The organism is Qipengyuania sp. S6317L1 (assembly GCF_023015615.1).
Lineage (GTDB): Bacteria > Pseudomonadota > Alphaproteobacteria > Sphingomonadales > Sphingomonadaceae > Erythrobacter.
Genome location: NZ_JALKAJ010000003.1, coordinates 124,620 through 145,087 on the forward strand (window position 1 = coordinate 124,620; position 20,468 = coordinate 145,087).

The 20,468-nt window shown below is 58.8% G+C and carries 19 protein-coding genes; 14 read left to right on the forward strand and 5 right to left on the reverse strand.

Going from position 1 to position 20,468, the window contains the following annotated elements; all coding sequences use genetic code 11:
- Positions 1-19 precede the first annotated feature (19 nt).
- Together MWU38_RS08270 and MWU38_RS08275 are read right to left on the reverse strand one after the other, a co-directional pair.
- Positions 20-2,275: a P-loop NTPase fold protein gene (locus tag MWU38_RS08270; protein WP_247271378.1), complete on the reverse strand. Its 2,256-nt coding sequence runs from the start codon at positions 2,273-2,275 to the stop codon at positions 20-22.
- 144 nt (positions 2,276-2,419) lie between these two features.
- A complete protein-coding gene (locus MWU38_RS08275) occupies positions 2,420-2,929 on the reverse strand; it encodes a hypothetical protein (protein WP_247271379.1) in 510 nt (169 codons plus the stop codon).
- A 512-nt stretch (positions 2,930-3,441) separates the two neighbouring features.
- Here MWU38_RS08275 and MWU38_RS08280 point away from each other — a divergent pair.
- The 10 genes from MWU38_RS08280 to MWU38_RS08325 all read left to right on the forward strand — a co-directional run bounded on the left by MWU38_RS08280 (position 3,442) and on the right by MWU38_RS08325 (position 14,528).
- A complete protein-coding gene (locus tag MWU38_RS08280; RefSeq protein WP_247271380.1) occupies positions 3,442-5,553 on the forward strand; it encodes a molybdopterin oxidoreductase family protein in 2,112 nt (703 codons plus the stop codon).
- Between the two features lie 122 nt (positions 5,554-5,675).
- On the forward strand, positions 5,676-6,347 hold the full coding sequence (locus MWU38_RS08285; protein ID WP_247271381.1) for a putative 2OG-Fe(II) oxygenase: 672 nt from the start codon (positions 5,676-5,678) through the stop codon (positions 6,345-6,347).
- A gap of 255 nt (positions 6,348-6,602) precedes the next feature.
- Positions 6,603-7,106, forward strand: coding sequence for a hypothetical protein (locus MWU38_RS08290; protein ID WP_247271382.1), 504 nt, complete (start codon positions 6,603-6,605; stop codon positions 7,104-7,106).
- Between the two features lie 138 nt (positions 7,107-7,244).
- Positions 7,245-8,291 carry a tetratricopeptide repeat protein gene (locus MWU38_RS08295; RefSeq protein ID WP_247271383.1) on the forward strand — a complete coding sequence of 349 codons (1,047 nt, stop codon included), beginning with the start codon at positions 7,245-7,247 and terminating at the stop codon, positions 8,289-8,291.
- A 101-nt stretch (positions 8,292-8,392) separates the two neighbouring features.
- Positions 8,393-9,187 carry an outer membrane protein assembly factor BamD gene (locus MWU38_RS08300; RefSeq protein WP_247271384.1) on the forward strand — a complete coding sequence of 265 codons (795 nt, stop codon included), beginning with the start codon at positions 8,393-8,395 and terminating at the stop codon, positions 9,185-9,187.
- An 80-nt stretch (positions 9,188-9,267) separates the two neighbouring features.
- Positions 9,268-10,935 (forward strand): DNA repair protein RecN, encoded by a 1,668-nt coding sequence (gene recN / locus MWU38_RS08305; RefSeq protein ID WP_247271385.1) that lies wholly within the window; start codon positions 9,268-9,270, stop codon positions 10,933-10,935.
- Entirely contained in the window at positions 10,936-11,460 is a 525-nt protein-coding gene (locus MWU38_RS08310) for a hypothetical protein (RefSeq protein WP_247271386.1), read from the forward strand.
- 101 nt (positions 11,461-11,561) lie between these two features.
- Complete coding sequence (locus MWU38_RS08315; RefSeq protein ID WP_247271387.1) at positions 11,562-11,921, forward strand: hypothetical protein; 360 nt, start codon at positions 11,562-11,564, stop codon at positions 11,919-11,921.
- On the forward strand, positions 11,911-13,995 hold the full coding sequence (gene ligA / locus MWU38_RS08320) for an NAD-dependent DNA ligase LigA (protein WP_247271388.1): 2,085 nt from the start codon (positions 11,911-11,913) through the stop codon (positions 13,993-13,995). The genes MWU38_RS08315 and ligA overlap by 11 nt, the downstream gene beginning before the upstream one ends.
- The gene (locus MWU38_RS08325; RefSeq protein WP_247271389.1) at positions 13,995-14,528 is read left to right on the forward strand and encodes a CinA family protein; all 534 of its coding nucleotides are present in this window, start codon (positions 13,995-13,997) and stop codon (positions 14,526-14,528) included. Before ligA ends, MWU38_RS08325 begins: the two co-directional genes overlap by 1 nt.
- Here MWU38_RS08325 and MWU38_RS08330 read toward each other — a convergent pair.
- The 3 genes from MWU38_RS08330 to MWU38_RS08340 all read right to left on the reverse strand — a co-directional run bounded on the left by MWU38_RS08330 (position 14,525) and on the right by MWU38_RS08340 (position 16,960).
- The gene (locus MWU38_RS08330; protein ID WP_247271390.1) at positions 14,525-15,196 is read right to left on the reverse strand and encodes an SDR family oxidoreductase; all 672 of its coding nucleotides are present in this window, start codon (positions 15,194-15,196) and stop codon (positions 14,525-14,527) included. The genes MWU38_RS08325 and MWU38_RS08330 overlap by 4 nt on opposite strands.
- A gap of 111 nt (positions 15,197-15,307) precedes the next feature.
- Positions 15,308-16,216: a 50S ribosomal protein L11 methyltransferase gene (locus MWU38_RS08335; protein ID WP_247271391.1), complete on the reverse strand. Its 909-nt coding sequence runs from the start codon at positions 16,214-16,216 to the stop codon at positions 15,308-15,310.
- An 18-nt stretch (positions 16,217-16,234) separates the two neighbouring features.
- Positions 16,235-16,960 (reverse strand): SDR family oxidoreductase, encoded by a 726-nt coding sequence (locus MWU38_RS08340; protein WP_247271392.1) that lies wholly within the window; start codon positions 16,958-16,960, stop codon positions 16,235-16,237.
- A gap of 109 nt (positions 16,961-17,069) precedes the next feature.
- On the opposite strand from MWU38_RS08340, the gene sdhC reads away from it, so the two are divergent.
- The 4 genes from sdhC to MWU38_RS08360 all read left to right on the forward strand — a co-directional run bounded on the left by sdhC (position 17,070) and on the right by MWU38_RS08360 (position 20,374).
- A complete protein-coding gene (gene sdhC, locus MWU38_RS08345; protein WP_247271393.1) occupies positions 17,070-17,459 on the forward strand; it encodes a succinate dehydrogenase, cytochrome b556 subunit in 390 nt (129 codons plus the stop codon).
- A gap of 3 nt (positions 17,460-17,462) precedes the next feature.
- A complete protein-coding gene (gene sdhD / locus MWU38_RS08350; RefSeq protein WP_247271394.1) occupies positions 17,463-17,849 on the forward strand; it encodes a succinate dehydrogenase, hydrophobic membrane anchor protein in 387 nt (128 codons plus the stop codon).
- On the forward strand, positions 17,849-19,681 hold the full coding sequence (gene sdhA / locus MWU38_RS08355) for a succinate dehydrogenase flavoprotein subunit (RefSeq protein ID WP_247271395.1): 1,833 nt from the start codon (positions 17,849-17,851) through the stop codon (positions 19,679-19,681). Before sdhD ends, sdhA begins: the two co-directional genes overlap by 1 nt.
- Positions 19,682-19,798: 117 nt before the next feature.
- Entirely contained in the window at positions 19,799-20,374 is a 576-nt protein-coding gene (locus tag MWU38_RS08360; RefSeq protein ID WP_247271396.1) for a hypothetical protein, read from the forward strand.
- The last annotated feature ends 94 nt before the right edge of the window (positions 20,375-20,468 follow it).

The following is a 20,468-nucleotide window of genomic DNA, read 5'->3' on the forward strand; positions in this document are numbered from 1 at the left end:
AAGTTCTTCTCTTGGGAGCTCAATTTTTCGCATCATCCCACCAAAGCTGGCTCAACTCCTCCGCCCTTTCTCCAACTTCATCGCCTCGCTTGGCCACGTCTTGGAGGCGCTTAGCTAAGTTTGAGACATCGGCAAAATGCCGGATGTAGCTATGAGGTAATCGAGCGATGCCCTCTTGAGCGGAGCTGGAAACGATGCGTAGCGCGTATAACGTCTCGACTAGGCCTTCATCACTCTCCGTCGCCTTGGCTATGAAGTCGATGGGCTCCTTGCTTTGTTCGCTTTCTTCGACAAGATGCTGCCAAGTGAAGAGCACATCATAGGGCGAATTTAGTAGCCAAAATTCCTCGATTGTAAGTGCGCGAAATTGAGCGAGTTGTTTTGCCTTTGCGCTCTCAAGTTCTTCGCTCGTCAAGAACATTTGGCGCTCTTGGTCGTTAGAGCTTTTCGTTGCCGCGTGCATTTGCTTCCGGACAAGACAGGCGCCCACATCAAGGTTCTCAGGGTTGTCAAAGATTGCATTGATGAGGCCGACTCGTTGATCGGTCGTCAAATCTTTGAAGACCAACACCGCAATGTCTCTCAAATACAGGTCAAATAGGTTGGTGAAACCAAAAACCGCGTCTTTTGGCGAACGGGCTTTGAGGAAGGTTGCGTTTTGAACGATCGCTTCCAGCCAGCGATCCGCGTGGTCTAGCCTCTCGTTCTTCTTTTCGTGGATAGTCCAATCTAACAGCTGCCGAGCTATGTTTGGGCTCTGCTTCCCTCGAAAGCCAAGCACATTTTGGATCGAGGTCGAAAGTTCTTCGGTACTCTTGCTCGCTGCCTTTACCATTGCCGCCCACTCATCATCTATGATTGCATATTCGGGCGATTCAAAGGCGAAGTAAAGACGCCAATGCCAAGGCGAAGACAGCCGTTTGTCCTGTCTCCATTGCTGAAAGTCGTCTTGTGCAAGCTGATGAATCCATCTCTCTTCTTTCTGGTCTGAAAGATAGGAATCCGTCACTCCTGCAAGCAACTTATCGAGATAGTGGAAGTCGAGTTCTGTGATCTTGCCATCATTAGAGTAAGTCTGCCAACCAAGGACCCTAATTATTTCCTCAAGACGTTCTTGGTCCTGTAACTTGCCAGTTACAGCGCCCCCAATCGCAACCGCTTGAAGAGATTGAAAGTAGCTCGCAACCCAAGAATAAAGATCCTGCTCTCCTACCGACGCTTTCATTGCCAGCATCTGAAGCCAGACCAAGTCTAGTAAATTCGCTTGGCCGTCAAGCCGTGGCCAGATTGCGCGAACAGAGAATAAAAGGCGCTTAATGTCGCGCGGTGTTCGCAATAAACGACCCGCCCACACATCCAACACTGCAGATGCATGTTCCGAACTTAAGTCCTCACTCTTTGCGATGTATCCAATCTCGCGCCGCAACCAATTCCGCAATTGAAACGGTTCAAGCGGTGGCACTTTGAATGAGAATTGGATTATCTTCTCCAGATAAGCATCACCATTCTTAACACGGGCGCTTTGTTCAATCGCTGAGGCGACTGCCGATCGATCATAAGCCAACAAATAAGTAATTGCAGGAAAATCGCCGACTGCTTTAACTAGGCGAAGAATCTCCAGACAGTCGTTTGGGTCTAGGCGATCAAGGTCATCAATGAGAACGACGATACGAAAGGTCGGATCAGACTTGGCAATCTCGGCGAGCGCTCGTTCCAATTCGACTTTTAGTGCTTCAAGCGTCTCATCACCTTCTCCCGCCGTATCGGTAAGTTCTTGAATCGCTTTGGCGCTTCCGGCCGCCACCGCCGCCGTTCCTGTCGGGTCGAACGCGACAGCGGCCCCCGACGTAATTGAGACTACCTTACTGAACTTGTTCAGTTTCTTTCCGACTTTGGACAGATTCTTCGCTGTAGCCTTCTTTAGCTTGTACCAACTGGAAGGGATGCGATCCTCGGCTTCTTTCACCGCCTGCTGTAACTGCGCAAAGAATGAAGCTATCAACGCAGTTCTGTTGGTAATGAGCCACGGCGAGAAGGAAACCACAACCGTGCCAATCTCATCTTCAGATTTGCTTGTGACAACCTCGTGCTGGAGCATAGACAATATGCTAGATTTTCCTGATCCCCAGACACCGTCGAGACCAAGGGTCAAGCTCATTTGATTTGGCTGAGCCTCGATAGCTGTGAGTAAAGACTTGGCTAGTTCAGAGAAACCCAGCAAGTCACCCGATAAAGATACGGGCCTGTCCAAATAATCTTCATTGTTATCGACCATGTAGTGGCATTAACCGACAAGAAGGCAATTAGATAGGTCGACTCTATCGGTGTTCGACACGCGTTTTTCGTATCTCGTCATGCAAAGAGAGAACGATTTTCGGACGTATGAGCAAAGCTCGCTTTCCGCTCGCGGGTGGGGCTGCTAGCTTTCCCGTTCATCCCAAGAGCTATCCTTAAGCCCATGCACCGTCTTCCTCTGGCGAGGCTCGGGCTTCTTGTTCCAGTCGAAAGGCTCGCAGTTCACCGTTACGCGCGGTCCCTGCTCGTGCCGCTCCCGAAACGCTTCATCGGCCTCCAAGCGCTCAAAGTCGGCGTTGCGTAGCCGCTCAAACTCGGCCCATGCGGCGCGTGTGTCTTCGGACATTTGCTCCCATTCGCGGGCCCGCTTGCGCTCGGCTGTAACTCGGAGACCGTCGATTTTGGCGTTGATGCTGTCGCGGATCGCTTGGGTGGAGACTTGCTCGCGCGCTGCGTTTTTCTGGGCGGCTTTGGCTGCGGCGCTGGCTTGCTTCTTCTCCCACTTTTTGCGCCATTTCTTTTTGAGGCGGCGCTTTTCTATTTTGCCGACGGCGTTGAGGCCCTTTAGCGACCCGCCGCCTTTGTTGACGCTATTGCCGAAGCGTTCGGGGGAGCGGTTTCTGAGCATGAACATCAGCAGGCGGTCGTTCTACTTCTTGCGCGTGCCGACGTGATTGCCCCTTCGACTGCCTGCCAAGGCAGGCGCTCAGGATAAACTGCACCGTAGAAGGGCTCTTCGACGCCGTTTAGCGCGCGGTCCCCATTTAGTTCTAGCTGCACTGCGCGCAGCAAAGGGCGCGACGTCTTCGAGCCGCCGCACGCCAAGGTCGAGCGCCTTGTCCCATGCTTTGGCAAAGCTTGTGCCTTCGGGCAGGCGGCGGATGCGGTAGGCGCCCACGGTGCTCATATCGACGTGTTTGCACGCGCCCTCGACGCTGCCGGGGTCCAGCCGCCGGAGCGATGCTTGATCGGGACGGGGGAGAAGTCGGGAAGCTGGCTGCGGGGGACAACCAAACGTTTGGTGCGGGGACCGGCGCAGCGGGTCATGGGGAGGACACAAACAGAAAACGTGAGAGTAGGAAAATTGGCTCCTTGCCCTTGCGCGGGGTCGTCGGCAGAAGGGGGCTCCAAGAGAGAGGCCGAAAGATGAGTGATATCCACACCCGAACAATCCACAAGCGCACCTGCCATATCTGCGAGGCGAATTGCGGGGTTCTGTTTGAGACAGAGGGGCGCAAAGTCATCTCGATCAAGGGCAATCCGGATAATCCGCTGAGCCGGGGCTACATCTGTCCCAAGGCGACCGCGATTGCGGATTTGCAGGATGATCCTGACCGTCTGCGCACGCCCGTTAAGCGGGTGGGGGACACTTGGGAGCCGATGGAATGGGACGATGCCTATCGCGAGATCGCGGCGAGGGTGGCCGAGGTTGATCCCGATGGCTCGTCGAGCGCGTTTTATCGCGGTAACCCTAGCGCGCACGACTACGCGCTGGTGCTGCAATCGCGCCATCTTCAGCGCGCGGTGGGGGCCAGGCGGTCCTATTCCGCATCGACATTGGACCAGATGCCGCACCATTATGTGCAATATCAGATGTATGGTCATGTGAGCCTTGCCGCGGTGCCGGATATTGATCACAGCCAGCATATCGTGATCCTTGGCGGCAATCCCATGGCCTCCAACGGCAGCTTGTGGACGGTGCCGGACTTTCGCGGGCGGGTGAGGGAACTGCATAATCGCGGCGGCACGCTCACCGTGGTTGACCCGCGCAGGACCGAGACGGCGAAGATTGCGGACCACTGGGTGCCGGTAAAGCCGGGAACGGATACGGCGCTCCTGATCGCCATTCTCAAGAGTGTGCTTGAAGCGAAACCTGCGCTGCGCCCTGGACTGGCGGAGGTGTGCGATGACGGGCTCGATACGGTGCGCGAGGCCGTGGCCGGGTTCGATATCGAAAAGCTTTCCGCCTTTTGCGGAGTGGCGCCAGAGGAAATCGCTGCGCTAGCCAAACCCTTTACCGGGGATGAGCCTGCTGCGCTTTACGGGCGTATGGGTGTCTCGGTCTGCGAGTTCGGCGCGCTCAATCAGTGGCTGGTGCAGGTCATCAATTTGGCGTCTGGCAACTTGGACCGGGTGGGGGGCACAATGTTCCCCAAACCCTTGTTCGACCTTGTGGGCCTTAACGGGCGCGGCGCGGTGAGCACGGTGGAAACCGCGCGCGGCACGCTTCCCAGCGTGATGGGCGAAACACCGATGGTCGCTTTTGCTGACGAGATGCTGCGCGAAGACGCGGGGCGTATCCGCGTCCTCTTCGTCCAGTCGGGCAATCCGGTGCTTTCTGCGCCCGATGGCCTCAAAACCGAAGAGGGGCTGAAATCTCTCGACCTGATGGTGGCGCTCGATCCGCATATCACCGAAACATCGCGCCATGCGCATTATATCCTGCCGCCGTGCGGGCCATTGGAAAAAGACCATTTCAATATGTTCTTCGGCCCGCTTTCGGTGCGTAATTTCGGCGCCTACTCGAAACCGACCTTCGAAATGGAGGAGGGGGCCAAAGCCGACAGCGACATCGTCGAGGAGCTTGCGGTTGCCGTTCACGCGGCGAAGAACACATCGGCGCCCAATATCCAGACCCCGCGCGAGCAGTTGGACGCGATGCTGAAAGCGTCGCCTGCGGGGATGACCCTCGCCGAGGTCGAGGCGATGGAAGATGGCGTCGACCTTGGCCCGCTGGAGCCGTGTATCAAGGACCGCTTGCGCACCGATAGCGGCCTGATCCATGTCGCACCGCCCGAACTGGTCGCAGACCTTGCGCGGTTTACGCAAAGCATGGCCGAAACCGCCGATGATGCGCTGCGCCTGATCGGACGGCGACATGTGCGCTCCAACAACAGTTGGCTGCACAATTCGAGACGGCTTGTGAAAGGCCCCGACCGCTGCACGCTGATGATCCACCCTGTCGATGCAGAGGCGCGAGGGATCGTCGATGGCGATACGATCTCGATCACTTCGCAAGTGACCAGCGTCGAGACCACTGCCGAAGTGACCGAGGACGTCATGCAAGGCGTCGTCTCGCTCCCGCATGGCTGGGGGCACAATCGCAAGGGGCTGAGCTGGCAGACGGCAGCAGACCATGCAGGTGTGTCGATCAACGATCTCATTGATACCCAGCGGTTCGATGCACTGACCGGCAATGCAGTGCTGAACGGGATCGCGGTGAGTGTCGCGGCAAGAGAAAGAGCAATCGCGTCATAGGCGGCGTCATGGCCGCGCGGGAATGACACCCGGTTTTGCCAATGGGCACGCGGCTTAACGCCTTTTTTAAGGCTTCATGGTTAAGGCACCGGCAACCTCAATAATTGCCGGAGCCTTGGCACGTGAACAAGCCATTCAACCCCAATCCCGAGCATATCGTTCCTATTGCTCAGGACCCTTTCACATATTTTGCGCCGCTGGTTTCTGTTGGCCATTTGATCGTGCCGATTGGCGTTGATCTGGACAACAAGGCGATTTCCGACGCGGTTATCGCAATGGAAAGCCAACGCCGCAGTGAAGAGGTGGGCGATACGAAATCGGAAGATTCGCTCCTGCCATATGACAATCCCGATGTGGCTGCCCTGTTGCAGCGCATTGACGGCTTTTTCCGCACGCTCAATCCGTATTTCGAAACGTTCGATGAAGCGGAAAGCTGGGGTCATATTCTGAACCCCGGGCAAAACACCGATTACCACACGCATATCCGTCCCGATTGGCCCGATGGCCTGTCGTGGGTGTACTACCCGCAATATCCTGAAAACAGCGGCGAGCTGGTCTTTGCGCTGGATGCTGTTGCACGCCGCACCATGGTCGAGATCGCTCCAGAGGTCGGGAATCTCGTGATTTTCCCAAGCTATGCGCCGCACTACACCCGCCGCAATATGAGCGAGGAAAAGCGCGTTTCGATCAGCGGAAACTACTTCCCCGATCCCGACCGGGTCGAGGAATACGAAAACTTCGAGATGACCAATATCACGCCGATGGCGCATATCCTGGGCATCTGGAACGCGTGAACAGCAAGGGGGGGCGGGAGCCGCGCTCCGGCCCGCCTTGTCCTGATTTCGCGCTTTGCCCCGCGTTCTTGTTGCAAGGTGTGAAAAAGTGTCGGGAATTTTGACAAACCTTGGGAAAAGGGCGTCCCGGTTAACCTTTGAAACCCTTTGAAAACCGCGGCTTTTGCAAGTCTGGCACGCCCATTGCTTTACCAACGCCGAACACGAAAAAGACCGTCCTTGGCGGGGCCAAATCAAGTGAAAAGGGTAGGACAGATGCAATATCGGAAACTCACAAAGGCAGCGATCGTCTCCGCTGCCGTCGCCACGACATCGGTGGCTGCTGTGACTCCATCGGACGCGAATGCGTTCTTCTTCAAATCCACCAAAACGTCGCTCTTCAACAAGACGACGACCAAGTCGACTTTCACCAAGTCGTTCTTCAGCAAGTCAACCAAATCGACCAAGTCCACGAAGTCGACCAAAACTGGCGGAAGCAGCACTTCGGGTGGCAGCAGCACCTCGGGCGGCAGCACAACTGGCGGCAGCAGCACCTCTGGTGGCAGCACGACTGGCGGTAGCACCACCGGCGGCAGCACCACCACAACCACGACCGGCGGCAGCACCTCTGGTGGCAGCACTTCGGGCGGTTCAAGCTCGGGCGGTACGGACGTGCCAGCACCCGGCGGCATGGCTCTGTTCGGTCTGGCAGCAGCGGGCGCAATTGGCGGCCGTCGCCTGTCCAAAAAGCGGGCGCAGAAAAAGCGCGCTGAAGGCTAAGGCGAACACGCCCAAGCCCGCTTGACGCGATATCAAAAGGCTGGCCTCCCGCGAAGGGATGCCGGCCTTTTTTGTGCGCCATCGCCAAGCGCCGAAATTTTAGAGAAATTTAGGGGATTTGCATTAACCACGCGGTTCATGAAACACTCCGCTTCAAAGCCGCTGACCGGCCTTCTCGCCCTTGCTCTGGTTGCCTCACTCGGCGGCTGCGATGGTTTGATGAGCACATCGTCCACCTACGAGGATGCCCAGACCGCCTTTGACGAGGGGCAATACCGTATTGCCAATGCCCATCTTGCCTATGTGCTGGCCAATGGCGAAGTCGATGACCGGGTGCGCAAATTGCAGCTCGACCTGATGCTTACGATGGGTGACGGCAATCGTGCGATTGCTGCGCTCGACCAAATGTCGCCAGATGCCTTGAGCGAGCCGGAGCGGCGCGTTGCCCGTGCACACGCCCACGTCCTTCAAGGATCGCCCGAAAAGGCGGCCGCGCTTTACGAAAATCTGCCGCAGGAGGATTACTCCGAACAGGACTTTCGCATGGTGCTCTGGGCGCTGCGCGATATGGGTGAGGAAGAGGACTTTGCAGCCGGCATGGACTATGCCCTCGATGCCTTTCCGCAAAGCCCGCACCTGAACGCGCTTGCCGCCGATCAGCTATACGATTTCCGTTTGCCGGATGAGGCGCAGAAGTTCGCCGATGTTGCGATCGAAAACGGTCCCGACGTGCTCGAGGCGCGTCTTGTCGCGGGGCGCAAGGCGATCTTTGAAGGCGATCTTGAAGGTGCCATTGCGCATTACAATCGCGCGAATGAAATCAACCCGACCAACGCGCTGCCGCTGACCAATGTTGTGGGCCTGCACCTTGATCTGGGCCAGGTTGAAAAAGCGGGCGAGGTGTTGAAACCTGCGCTTGAAAACCACGGGGATTTTCCGTTCCTGCAATGGCAATTGGCGCGCTACAAGCTTGCGACCGGCGATGCGCAAGGCGCGCGCGAGGCCAAGGACAAGATCGAGCGCGTGTTCGCTGACAATCCCGAATTCCTGTTGCTGATGGGCGATATCGAAGCCGCCTTCGGCAACAAACGGCTCGCGCTCGATAACTATCGCCGCTTTATCGACAAGGCGGGCGAAGTGCCCGAGGTGATGGCAAAAATCGCCGAGCTTGAGGGGCAGGCGTAAGAGGGCCTGAACCCGCTTTCATTCTGATCTGTGCAAGACAGGCGCAAAGTTTCGCTAACTTCACTTGGCGTTCAGTGTGGGGCTGGCTATAGCTCGCGGCCATGACACGTTCGATCCAAGCGAAAATCTCCCGCGCAGCGTTGCTTGGCGCTGCTATTGTGACCACCGCTGCGTGCGGTGGCGGTGCCGCCAACGAAGACGTCGCCTATGTCGCCCGCGATGTGGAGACATTGTATGCCGAGGCGCAGCGCCGCCTTGATCAGGGCAATACGCAATTGGCCGCGGCCCTGTTCGATGAGGTGGAGCGTCAGCACCCCTATTCGCCATGGGCCCGCCGCGCGCAGTTGATGAGCGCGTTCAGCTATTACATTTCGCGCGATTACAACAAGTCGATCTCGAACGCCCAGCGGTTCCTGTCGATCCACCCGGGCAACAAGGACGCGCCTTACGCCTATTATCTCATCGCGCTGTGCTACTACGAGCAGATCTCGGACGTGAACCGCGACCAGTCGATCACCGAGCAGGCGCAAACCGCGCTTCGCGAAGTGAACCGCCGTTTCCCACAGAGCGAATACGCCGCTGATGCCCGCCTGAAGCTTGACCTTGTGAATGACCACCTGGCGGGCAAGGAAATGGAAATCGGGCGCTTTTACCAACGCTCGGGCCGCTGGCTCGCTGCACAATTGCGGTTCCGCAACGTGGTCGATCAGTTCGACACGACCAGCCACACACCAGAGGCGCTCTACCGTCTGACCGAAAGCAGCCTTGCGCTGGGCTTGCGCGAAGAAGCGGTGAAATATGCCGCTGTTCTGGGCGCAAACTATCCCGGCAACGAGTGGTATGAGAAGTCGTTTGAACTTATCGAAGACCACGCCAGCGACGTAACGCCGAGCTGATTGCCAATGGTGAAAACCTGTTTGTTGTGATGCTTTCACAGCGTGACGAGGCGGATTGTTTGGGGTAAGCCAGCCACACGATGCTGACCCGGCTTTCCATCCGCAATATCGTTTTGATCGAAGCGCTTGACCTTGAATTCAGGCGCGGTCTTGGCGTGCTTACCGGTGAAACGGGGGCGGGTAAGTCGATCTTGCTCGATGCGCTTGGCCTTGTGCTGGGCGACAGGGCCGAGACATCGCTGGTGCGCGGGGGCGAGCCTAAGGCGAGCGTTTCGGCAAGCTTTGAATTTGCTGAGATGCCGCGCGCGATCACGCGGGCGCTTGACGATGCCGATATCGAGATTGAGCCGGGCGAACCGCTCATCATCCGGCGTCAGGTGAAGGCCGATGGCGGCTCCAAGGCATTTATCAACGATCAACCCACCAGCGTCGGCCTGCTTCGTGAGCTTGCGGGTTCACTGGTCGAACTTCACGGACAGCACGATGATCGCGGCCTCGTGAACCCGCGCGGGCACATGGCCTTGCTCGACCGGTTTGCCGGCACTGATGTCGGGGCGCTCGAACGCCGCTGGAAGGCGTGGGCCAAGGCCGAAGCGCAATTGGCCGAGGCACGCGATGAGGTCGAACAGGCGAGGGCGGATCAGGACCTTCTGATCGCGCATCTGGCTGAACTCAGCGCGCTCGAACCCCAAGCGGGCGAGGAAGCGCGCCTCGCCGAAGCGCGCGCCGACATGCAAAAGGGCGAGAAGCTTTCAGGCGACCTCGAAGATTTGCGCCATTTGTGGGAAGGTTCGGACAGCCCGCTTGCCAGCCTTCGCGTCGCCGCACGCCGTCTGGACCGCATTGCCGAGCAGCACCCGCTCCTGACCGAGGCGCTCGCCTCGCTTGACCGCGCAGTGATCGAGGCGGGCGAGGCGGAGGAAAAGCTGGAAGCTGCGGCCATGGCGCTCGTCCATGATCCGCAAGCACTGGATGCGGCGGAAACGCGCCTGTTCGAACTGCGCGCGCTTGCTCGCAAGCACCGCTGCGAAGTGGACGCTCTGCCCGAAGTCATGCGCGATATGCGCGTGCGTCTTGATGCAATCGAGGGCGGCGAGGCGCAACTGGATGCGCTGGAGGCAGGCGCGATTGAGGCCCGCGAGGCGTATTTGACGACCGCGCAAAAAGCGCGCGATACCCGTATGAAAGCCGCCAAAAAGCTCGACAAAGCGGTGGCGAGGGAACTTGCCCCGCTCAAACTCGACGCTGCACGGTTCCAGACGGCTATCACCGAACTGCCCGAGGACCGTTGGGGAGCGTCAGGCATGGACGGTGTCGAATTCCTCATCTCGACCAATCCCGGCTCTGACTTTGCACCGCTCGGCAAGATCGCATCGGGCGGCGAATTGTCTCGCTTTATCCTCGCATTGAAAGTCGCGCTCGCGGAAAAGGGCGGGGCGGCGACGATCATTTTCGACGAAATCGACCGGGGCGTGGGCGGCGCGGTGGCCAGTGCCATCGGCGAACGCCTCGCACGCCTTGCCAGCGAAGAGGGCCAACTCCTCGCCGTCACGCACTCACCCCAGGTCGCCGCGCGCGGGAGCCAGCATTACCTCATTGCGAAATCGTCGAAGGGCACAGTCACCAAGACGGGCGTGGTTGAGCTATCGGCTGAAGGCAGGCAGGAAGAGATCGCGCGAATGCTCTCCGGCGCGGAAATCACTTCGGAGGCGCGCGCGCAGGCAGATCGGTTACTCGAGGACGTTTAGATGGAAATTATCGGACCTATCCTGGCAGGGCTCGCCGCGATGGCTGTGCTTGCAGGAATTGGCCTTGCTGCAATCGTTGGCCTGATGGTCATGGGCGTCCTCTATTTCCTCACCGATTTCGATTTCAAAAAGGTTTTTCTGGTGTCTGCGGGCGTGGGCTTGCTTGCGCCGATCCTCCTTGCAGTGGGTATTGGCGGCGCAATTGCGGACGGCTCGTTCGAGCGTGATTTGCGCGATGAATTGGGCGGTGTCGTGCAGTTCCCCGAGGATGCGGGCGAGCAATGGCGCGAGGCGTTCCCGAAACTGCGCGAAATCGGCGAGGCGGCGGAGCGCGGTGAGATCACCGAAGAAGAGGCCGAAGCGCGTGCGCGCGAAATCCTCGGCGGATTTGAGGATTTGCAGATCGGTATCGATGTAAACGGCGACGGCGTGCAGATCGGCAGTGATGCCGAGAATGGTGAAAGCGGGGTGACGATCACCATCCCCGATGAGGCCGGGGCCGAAGTGCCCGCTCGCGAGGAGTGAGCCGGGCGGCGGCGGGCCGTTTGCCACGAACGGGCCTTTCGGAAAGGTTCAGCACAATAAATTGGCTTGAACCCGCCGCTTAGATAACCGAAACCCGCCGTATGAGCGCAGCCAACACACGAGGACTCCCCGCAAGAGCCACTGTTACTGCGGCTTTGCTTCTTTCGCTTGGCGGTACGCTGTTTGGCCTTGTGGGCCTTCTCATGTGGGGCATTCGCGCAGCCGACGTTATGCTGCCCGACACCGGCAACGCGCCCGACTGGGTCACTTCGATCTTTCCTTACGCAACGCTTCTCAACTTTGCCCTGATGGCAACGATCACTGTGCTGGGTCTGCTCAACATCCTTATCGCATCGCGTCCCCAGGAATTCCTTGGCGGAGGGTGGAAGCGGTGGGCGATCCAGTCCATCGTCAGCCTTCTTGCAGCCGCCATCTTTCTGAATGCCACCAATGTCGCCTAACTCCGAAAATTCGCCCCCTGAAAACCTCTCCGAAGTCGACGCCGCCAATGAGCTGATGCGGCTGGCGAGAAAAATCGCGCATCACGACAAGCTTTATCACGCCGAAGACGCGCCCGAGATCACCGATCAGGAGTATGACGCGCTGGTCCGGCGCAACCGCGAGCTTGAGGAGGCGTTTCCACATCTTGTGCGCGATGACAGTCCGTCGAAGAAAATCGGCCACGAAATCGCTGCCTCGCCCCTGAGCAAGGTCACGCACGAGGTTCGCATGATGAGCCTCGACAACGGCTTCAACCGCGAGGAGGTGACCGAATGGGTGGCGCGGGTCAGGCGCTATCTCAACCTCGATGCAAGCGACGAGGTTGCGATCACTGCCGAGGATAAGATCGACGGGCTTTCGTGCAGCTTACGCTACGAAAACGGCAAACTCGTGCGCGCCGCCACCAGAGGCGATGGACAGGTGGGCGAGGATGTGACCGCCAATGCGCGCCATATCTCCGACATTCCGCAGGAGTTGCCTGAAGGCGTGCCAGATGTTTTCGAGGTTCGCGGCGAGGTCTATATGTCGCGCGCCGATTTTGCGGCGCTCAATGCCGCGCAGGAGGAGGCGGGGGCCAAGCTTTTCGCCAACCCGCGCAATGCCGCTGCCGGTTCCTTCCGCCAGAAAGATGCAAGCGTGACCGCCAAACGCCCGCTCAAATTCTGGGCATACGGCTGGGGCGCGGCGTCCGATGTGCCGTGCGAGACACAAAGCGAGATGATGCGGGTGATTGAGGGCTGGGGCTTTCCGCTGTCACCGTTCCTCATCCGCACGACAAGCGTCGATGAAATGATCGCGCATTACGAAGAGATCGGTCGCCAGCGCCCCGACCTTGGTTATGAGATCGACGGGGTGGTCTACAAGGTTGACCGGCTCGATTATCAGCAGCGTTTGGGCTTTGTCGCCAAGGCTCCGCGCTGGGCACTGGCGCACAAATTCCCGGCGGAAAAGGCTCAGACCACGCTTGAAGCCATCGACATTCAGGTCGGGCGCACGGGCAAGCTGACGCCTGTGGGCAGGCTCGCGCCTGTGCTTGTCGGCGGTGTGACGGTCACCAATGTCACATTGCATAATCGTGACGAGATCGAGCGTCTGGGCGTTCGCCCCGGTGACCGCATAGTTGTCCAGCGCGCTGGCGATGTGATCCCGCAAGTGGTCGAAAACCTCACCCGGGAGGAGGAGCGAGAGCCCTTCCAGTTCCCCGACCATTGCCCCGTTTGCGACAGCGAGGCGGTGGCGCAGGACGATGACGTTGATGTGCGCTGCACCGGCGGCCTCATCTGCCCCGCTCAGCGCACACAGCGGCTTGAGCATTTTGTCAGCCGCAAGGCGCTCGACATTGATGGCTTCGGGACCAAGACCATCGCGCAATTCTTTGAATTGGGCTGGCTTGAAAGCCCTGCCGATATCTTCCGTCTGAAAGAGCGGCGCAATGATATTCTGGCGCTTGAAGGGTGGCAGGATAAGTCTGTGGACAATCTGTTGGCGGCTGTGGAAAGCAAGCGCGAGCCGGATGCGGCGCGGCTTCTTTTCGGCCTTGGTATTCGCCACGTTGGCGAGGTGACGGCGCGTGATCTGATGAAGCATGTCCACGAGCTGTCCGCACTGCGCGACATTGCGCAAAAAGCGCGTTCGGGTGATGAGGACGCGGCGAGCGAGCTGACCGCGATTGACGGCATCGGGCCAAGCGTGGTCGAGGCGCTGGGCGATTTCTTCCACGAACCACACAATGTGGCGGTGTGGGAGGATTTGCTCTCCCTTGTGAACCCGCCGCGCTATGAGGTTGAAACCGTTCAAAGCCGTGTTGCGGGCAAGACGGTGGTTTTTACCGGCAAGCTCGAAACCATGAGCCGCGACGAAGCCAAGGCACAGGCCGAGCGTCTGGGCGCGAAAGCCGCAGGCAGCGTGAGCGCCAAGACCGATCTGCTCGTCGCAGGGCCGGGGGCAGGATCCAAGCTCAAGAAAGCAGAAAGCCTCGGCATCGAAGTGGTCGATGAGGCGGGCTGGGCGGCTATCGTGGCGGAGGCGGGATAATGGACCTTGCCGCCCCCTTTGATCCGTTGCACGAATTTCACGGTCAGGCGAACTGCATCGCCGAGGCGCTTAAAGCACGCGGGGAAAAGCTCGCCGTTGCCGACGGTGCGACGGGCGGGCTTATCATGGCGAGCCTTTTGACCGTGCCGGGCGCGCTAAAATTCTTCGTGGGCGGGGGCGTTGTTTACTCGTTTCGCACGCGAGACGTCCTGTTCGACCAACCGCGTGACGCTTACGAAGGGATACGCGGGCCGTGCCCTGAATATGCCGAGCTTCAGGCGCGTTCGATCCGCGATCGTTTGCACGCCGATTGGGGTCTTGCCGAAAGTGGATCGGTTGGCGGGTCAAAGCACCCGGGCGGCGCGCCATCGGGTTTGAGCGTCGTTGCGCTCGCCGGACCTGACGACTTTATTGCACACACCGTGCTTGAAACCTCAAGCGACGACCGCATCGCCAATATGTATGCCTTCACCCGCCACGCGCTTGATTTTGCGCAAAGCGTGCTCGCGCCGGATGAAGGCATCAGCGTTTAGTCATTGGGCATGATGTAGATCTCGCGCACTGCGGCTGTTTCCGGCTGCGAGAGCGCATAGACCACGGCATTGGCGACGTCTTCCGGCTGGATTTTCGACGGCTTGGGCTCATCGAAGAACGCTGTATTGACCATGCCCGGTGCAATCACCGTCGCACGGCCACCCCATTGGCGCATTTCCTCGGCAAGGTTTTCGCCAAAGCCGTGCACGAAATGCTTGGTAGCCGAATAGACCGAGCCTTGAAAATTGTCGCGGCCCGCCTTTGATCCGGTGATGAGGTAGTGGCCCTTGGTTTTCTTGAGGAAGGGCGTTGCCTCATGCGCCAGAAGCAGCGGGGCGAGCACGTTGACGTAGATCATGTCCTGCCATTCGTCCGGATCTCCGTTCTCGATGCCGGGGTTTTCGACGCCTGTTCCAGCGTTGGCGTAGACTGCATCGACGCTGCCAAAGCGCTCCTCGGTCTTCTCAAGCGCGCTTCGCACTTCGTCGCGCTTGGTCACGTCGCAGGTGATCGCAAGCGCGGCATCGCCGATCTCCTTGGCAAGCGCTTCGATCTTGTCGGTCGAACGCGCGCACAAGGCGACGTTCCAGCCAGCGTCGGCGGCGGCTTTCGCGCTCGCAGCGCCGATACCTGAAGATGCGCCGGTGATAAGAAGGGTCTTGGCCATGTCGTCGTTCCTTTGAATTGCAGATGCGTTGCTCATTCAATGGAGAGACCCGCCCACCTGTTCCGAAATAGTTTTAAAGTTCGCTGGCAGGCGCGGATCAGATGATGCGGCTTAGATAATTCGGCGGCGCTTGAACCACAGAATAGCCCAATCGCCGCGGGTTTGCCTTGCGGCAAGGCGAAATCCTGCGCGGCGGTATGCGCGCCGGACCGCGCTTTCCTGTGCGCCTGTCAGCAATCCTGCAAGAAGAAGGCTTCCGCCCGGCGCAACGCTTGCGGCAAAATCCTGCGACAATTCGACCAGTGGGCCAGCGAGGATATTGGCGATCAAAAGGTCATAGGGGCCACGCAACTGGAGGAGGGGATCTTCCATCCCGTCCGCGATCACCATGGTCATCGCGCCCGGTGCCGGGCCAAGAGCGATGCCGTTCAATGCCGCATTGTCGTGGACAACTTCGGCGCAAATAGGATCAATGTCGGAGGCGGTCACCTGCGCGCGCGGCCAAAGGTGCATGGCAGCAAACCCAAGCAGCCCGGTGCCGGTTCCGATATCCGCAATCCGGCGCGCGCGCATCCCCGTCGCTTTCATCGCGCTCAGCATTTCAAGGCAACCTGCGGTGGTGTCATGCTGTCCTGTGCCAAAGGCCTGGCTTGCGGGAATGGCGAAGTTCACAAGGGTGGGGTCAGGCACGAAATCGGGCGTGTGGACATAGAAATTGCCCGCGTGAATGGGGGGCGTGCCCTGCTGGCTTTGTGCGACCCAATCGGTTTCGGGCAAACGTTCAATCGCGACCTTGGGCGCCTTGCCTTCAAACAGGTGTTGAAGCGCTGCGATCTGGTCCTTGCCGGGTTTTTTCGGATACCATCCCTCAAGCACCCAGTCCTGCGGATGATCCTCGTCAAGCTCGCGGCCTGCGATCACAAGGTCATAGTCCCACTCTTCAAGTTCGTCATGCGCAAGAAGCGCGGCCTGAACGATTTTCTTGGGCGCGTGAGCGGTTAGTTTCCAGCTTGTGGACATCAGTGATTTTCGCTCCGATTAGCGCACAAAGCTTGCGCCATTGGCGTCGATCACGGCGCCGGTCATGCTCGAAGGTGCATCGAGCGCGCAATAGGTGATGATCGAGGCGATCTCTTCCGGGGTTGCCACCCTGCCAAGCGGGATGTCAGCCAAAAGTCCCGCGCCCCCTCTGCTGGCCAGATAATCGCCCGCCATGCTGGTGTCGGTAAAGCCGGGGGTCACGGCAAAGCTCAAGATGCCTTCTGCCCCATAGGCGCGGGCAATGGTCTTGTGCATCGCCACCATTCCGCCCTTGGCCGCTGCATAATGCCAGTGCGCAGGCGAATCGCCGCGATAGGCCGCGCGGCTTGCAACGTGCACCAATCGCCCGCGCTCCCCGCTTTTGCCGGCAAGCCGCCCCTGCCAATGGCGAACCGCAAACCGGCTGATCTGTGCAGCGGCGGTAAGGTTGATCCGCAAGGTGTCCTCCCACCGGTCGAGCCATTCGATATCGGAAGAATCGAGCGAATTTGCCTCGAACAGACCGGCATTGTTCACGACCGCGATGATGTCGCCGCCCGAACGCGCGAGGGCTTCATTCCACAGGAATTGTGCCGCCATCGGGTCTCTGAAATCGGCAGCAATGGTGTCATCGCCCCCGTCTTGCGTTGCATGGCCGATGATTTTCAGGCCGCGCGCTTCGAGGGATTCGCGCGCTGCTTTGCCGATCCCGCGGCTGCTTCCGGTGACAAGGATGTAACTCATGCAACGCTTTATCGGAATTTTTGCAAGCAAAGTCGAGCGCGTGTAGGCTTGCACGTGGCTCCCACTTCGCTAAGTGGGGCCGGGGATAAACAATCTGCATGAGACAACTATGAGCCAAAGACCGCTTTCACCACACCTCCAGATATGGCGGTGGGGCCCGCATATGCTGGTGTCGATCCTGCACCGTGCAACAGGCGACGGCATGGCATTGGTCGGTCTTGCCGTGCTCGTCTGGTGGCTCGGCGCGCTGGCAAGCGGCCCAGAGGCGTATGAAACCTTCCTGAGTGTCGCAGCATCGCCGGTCGGCTATCTGGTTCTGGTTGGCCTTACCTGGGCATTTTTCACCCATATGATGAGCGGTTTGAGGCACTTCGTCCTCGATATTGGCGCAGGCTATGAACTCGACACCAACCGGTTCTGGTCGATTGCCTCACCGATTATCGCGATCCTCCTGACGGCGGCTCTTTGGGCTTACATCATCTTTGGAAAAGGGGCGTAAGCCATGGGTAACGGCACCTCTATCGGCCGCGTTCGCGGACTTGGTTCAGCGCATGAAGGCGCGCATCACTGGCTGGTCGCTCGCACGACCGCGGTGGGCAATCTTATCTTGATGACCTGGCTGATCGTCAGCTTCGTCCTGCTGCCTGATTTTTCATATCAAACGGTTTCGGGTTGGATCTCTCAACCGATTGCCGCCGTACCTATGATGCTGCTTATCATCAGCGTTTTTTATCACGCCAAACTCGGGCTTCAGGTCTTGATCGAAGATTACGTGCACGAATCTGGCCTTAAATTCGGAGCGCTCACCGCGCTTAACCTTGCCGCATTTGGAGGCGGTGCGTTTGCATTGTTCAGCATCGCCCGCCTCGCACTGACAGGAGCTGCCTGATGGCAACTAAACCCGCAAACGACGCCTACAAGATCATCGACCACACCTATGACGTGGTTGTTGTGGGGGCAGGGGGCTCTGGCCTTCGCGCAACCACGGGCGCTGCCGAGGCCGGGCTTCGCACTGCCAACATCTCCAAGGTGTTTCCGACGCGCTCCCACACGGTCGCAGCGCAGGGCGGCATCGCGGCATCGCTTGGCAATAACACGCCCGATCACTGGACCTGGCATATGTATGACACCGTAAAGGGGTCGGACTGGCTGGGCGATCAGGACGCGATTGAATATCTCGTTCGCGAAGCGCCGCAGGCGGTTTACGAGCTGGAGCACGCAGGCGTTCCTTTCAGCCGCAATGAAGACGGGACAATTTATCAGCGTCCCTTCGGCGGCCACATGCAGAATATGGGCGACGGCCCCCCGGTGCAGCGCACCTGTGCTGCCGCCGACCGCACCGGCCACGCCATGCTTCACGCGCTGTATCAGCAAAGCCTGAAGTATGATGCTGACTTCTTCATCGAATATTTCGCGCTCGACCTCATCATGGCGGATGTCGACGGCCAGCAGCAATGCGTTGGCGTGATGGCGATGTGCCTTGATGACGGCACCATCCACCGTTTCCGCGCTCAATCTGTGGTGCTGGCAACCGGCGGTTATGGCCGTTGTTACTACACCGCGACATCTGCACACACCTGCACCGGCGATGGCGGCGGCATGGTGCTGCGCGCTGGCTTGCCATTGCAGGATATGGAATTTGTCCAATTCCACCCGACCGGCATTTACGGCGCAGGCGTCCTCATCACAGAGGGCGCGCGCGGCGAGGGCGGCTATCTGACCAACTCGGAAGGCGAACGCTTTATGGAGCGTTATGCGCCGTCGGCCAAAGACCTGGCATCGCGCGATGTTGTGAGCCGTTCGATGGCCCTCGAAATGCGCGAAGGGCGCGGGGTTGGCGCAGATGGCGACCATATCCACCTGCACCTTGACCACATTGATCCCAACGTTCTGGCTCAGCGTCTTCCCGGCATCACCGAAAGCGGCAAGATCTTCGCGGGCGTGGACCTCACGCGCGAGGCCCTGCCGGTGACGCCGACCGTCCACTACAACATGGGCGGTATCCAGTGTAACTATCACGGCCAGGTCGTGACCATCGGCAAGGACGGCAATCCGGATACGGTTGTGCCGGGCCTTTACGCCGTTGGCGAAGCGGCCTGTGTGTCGGTCCACGGCGCGAACCGTCTGGGTTCGAACTCTCTCATCGACCTTGTGGTGTTTGGCCGCGCAACCGGTCTGCACCTGAAAGATAACCTCAAGGCAGGCGCATCGCAGCCCGAACTTCCAACCGACAGCGCCGACTTTGCGCTGACGCGCCTCGATCACTTCCGTTATGCGAAGGGTGGTTCACCCACCGCAGCGATCCGCTCCGATATGCAGAAGGCGATGCAGAAACACTGCGCCGTGTTCCGCGATCAGGAATTGATGGACGAAGGCGTCAAGCTGCTCGCCGAGCAGAACAAGCGCATGGAAGACATCCACGTGACCGACCAGTCGCTGATCTGGAACAGCGATCTTATCGAAACGCTTGAGCTCGACAATCTGATGAGCCAGGCGAACGTGACCATGGCATCGGCTGCCAACCGCAAGGAAAGCCGCGGCGCGCACGCTCACGAAGACTTCCCAGATCGCAACGATGCAGAGTGGATGAAGCACACGGTCGCATGGTTCGAAGGATGGGGCGGCCAAGGCAGCAACATCCGCATCGATTACCGTCCGGTGCACGATTACACGCTCACCGAGGACACGAAGTATATCGAGCCGAAGGCGCGGGTGTATTGATCCACGGCTTTAGCCAATAGTTTCTAACTTTGGGTCTTTTACCATTATTTAGTTCGCTTTTCGCTAGTTACTGTCACGATTTCTTTATCGACACAGTAGCTGCGAAGGAGTGCGAATATGGGTGGGTTTGGCCGTAAGGGGCTTGTCGGAGGAACCGCTGCGCGAACGAATGTTCGTCCGGCGGTGCGTCAAGCTGCTCGTGCGCGGGCCGCCGGCGAGACAATCCACTTCGATGTAACCCCGCACCCGTGGAAATCGCTTTTTGCAGCATTCGCCTGTCTTGCGGCAGTGGCTTTCTTGGTTGCTTTAATGATCGAAGGCCGGGGCCTCATCATTTTCCGTATCCCGCTTGATGTGACTGGCGCACGCGTCGTTTACAGCGCACTGGCTCTTGCGGCTTTGATTGGCTCAAGCTTTGCCGGGCTTGGTGTCTTTCATGGGCTGACCGGTAAAGCATGGCTCACGCTTGACCATCAAGCGATTGAGGGCCCGACGCGATACAACGGCATCAAGACGGCACGCATACCTTACAGCGCAATCAAAGACGTCAACTTGTCTGGCTACGGGCCCAATGCACAGTTTCTGGCGATAAAGGCCAACGACGGACGCTACATCAAAGTTGGTACAGGCAACTTTCGCGAATCGTCGAAGTGGCTTATTTTTCTGGAAGAATTTGATCGCAGATTGAAATGAAGCACGCGCTTGCATTGGCGCTGGCCTCAATCTCGTTTCATCTATCGGTCGATTGATCAGAAATCTGACGGCACTCCTTGACCGGCGGCAAAGT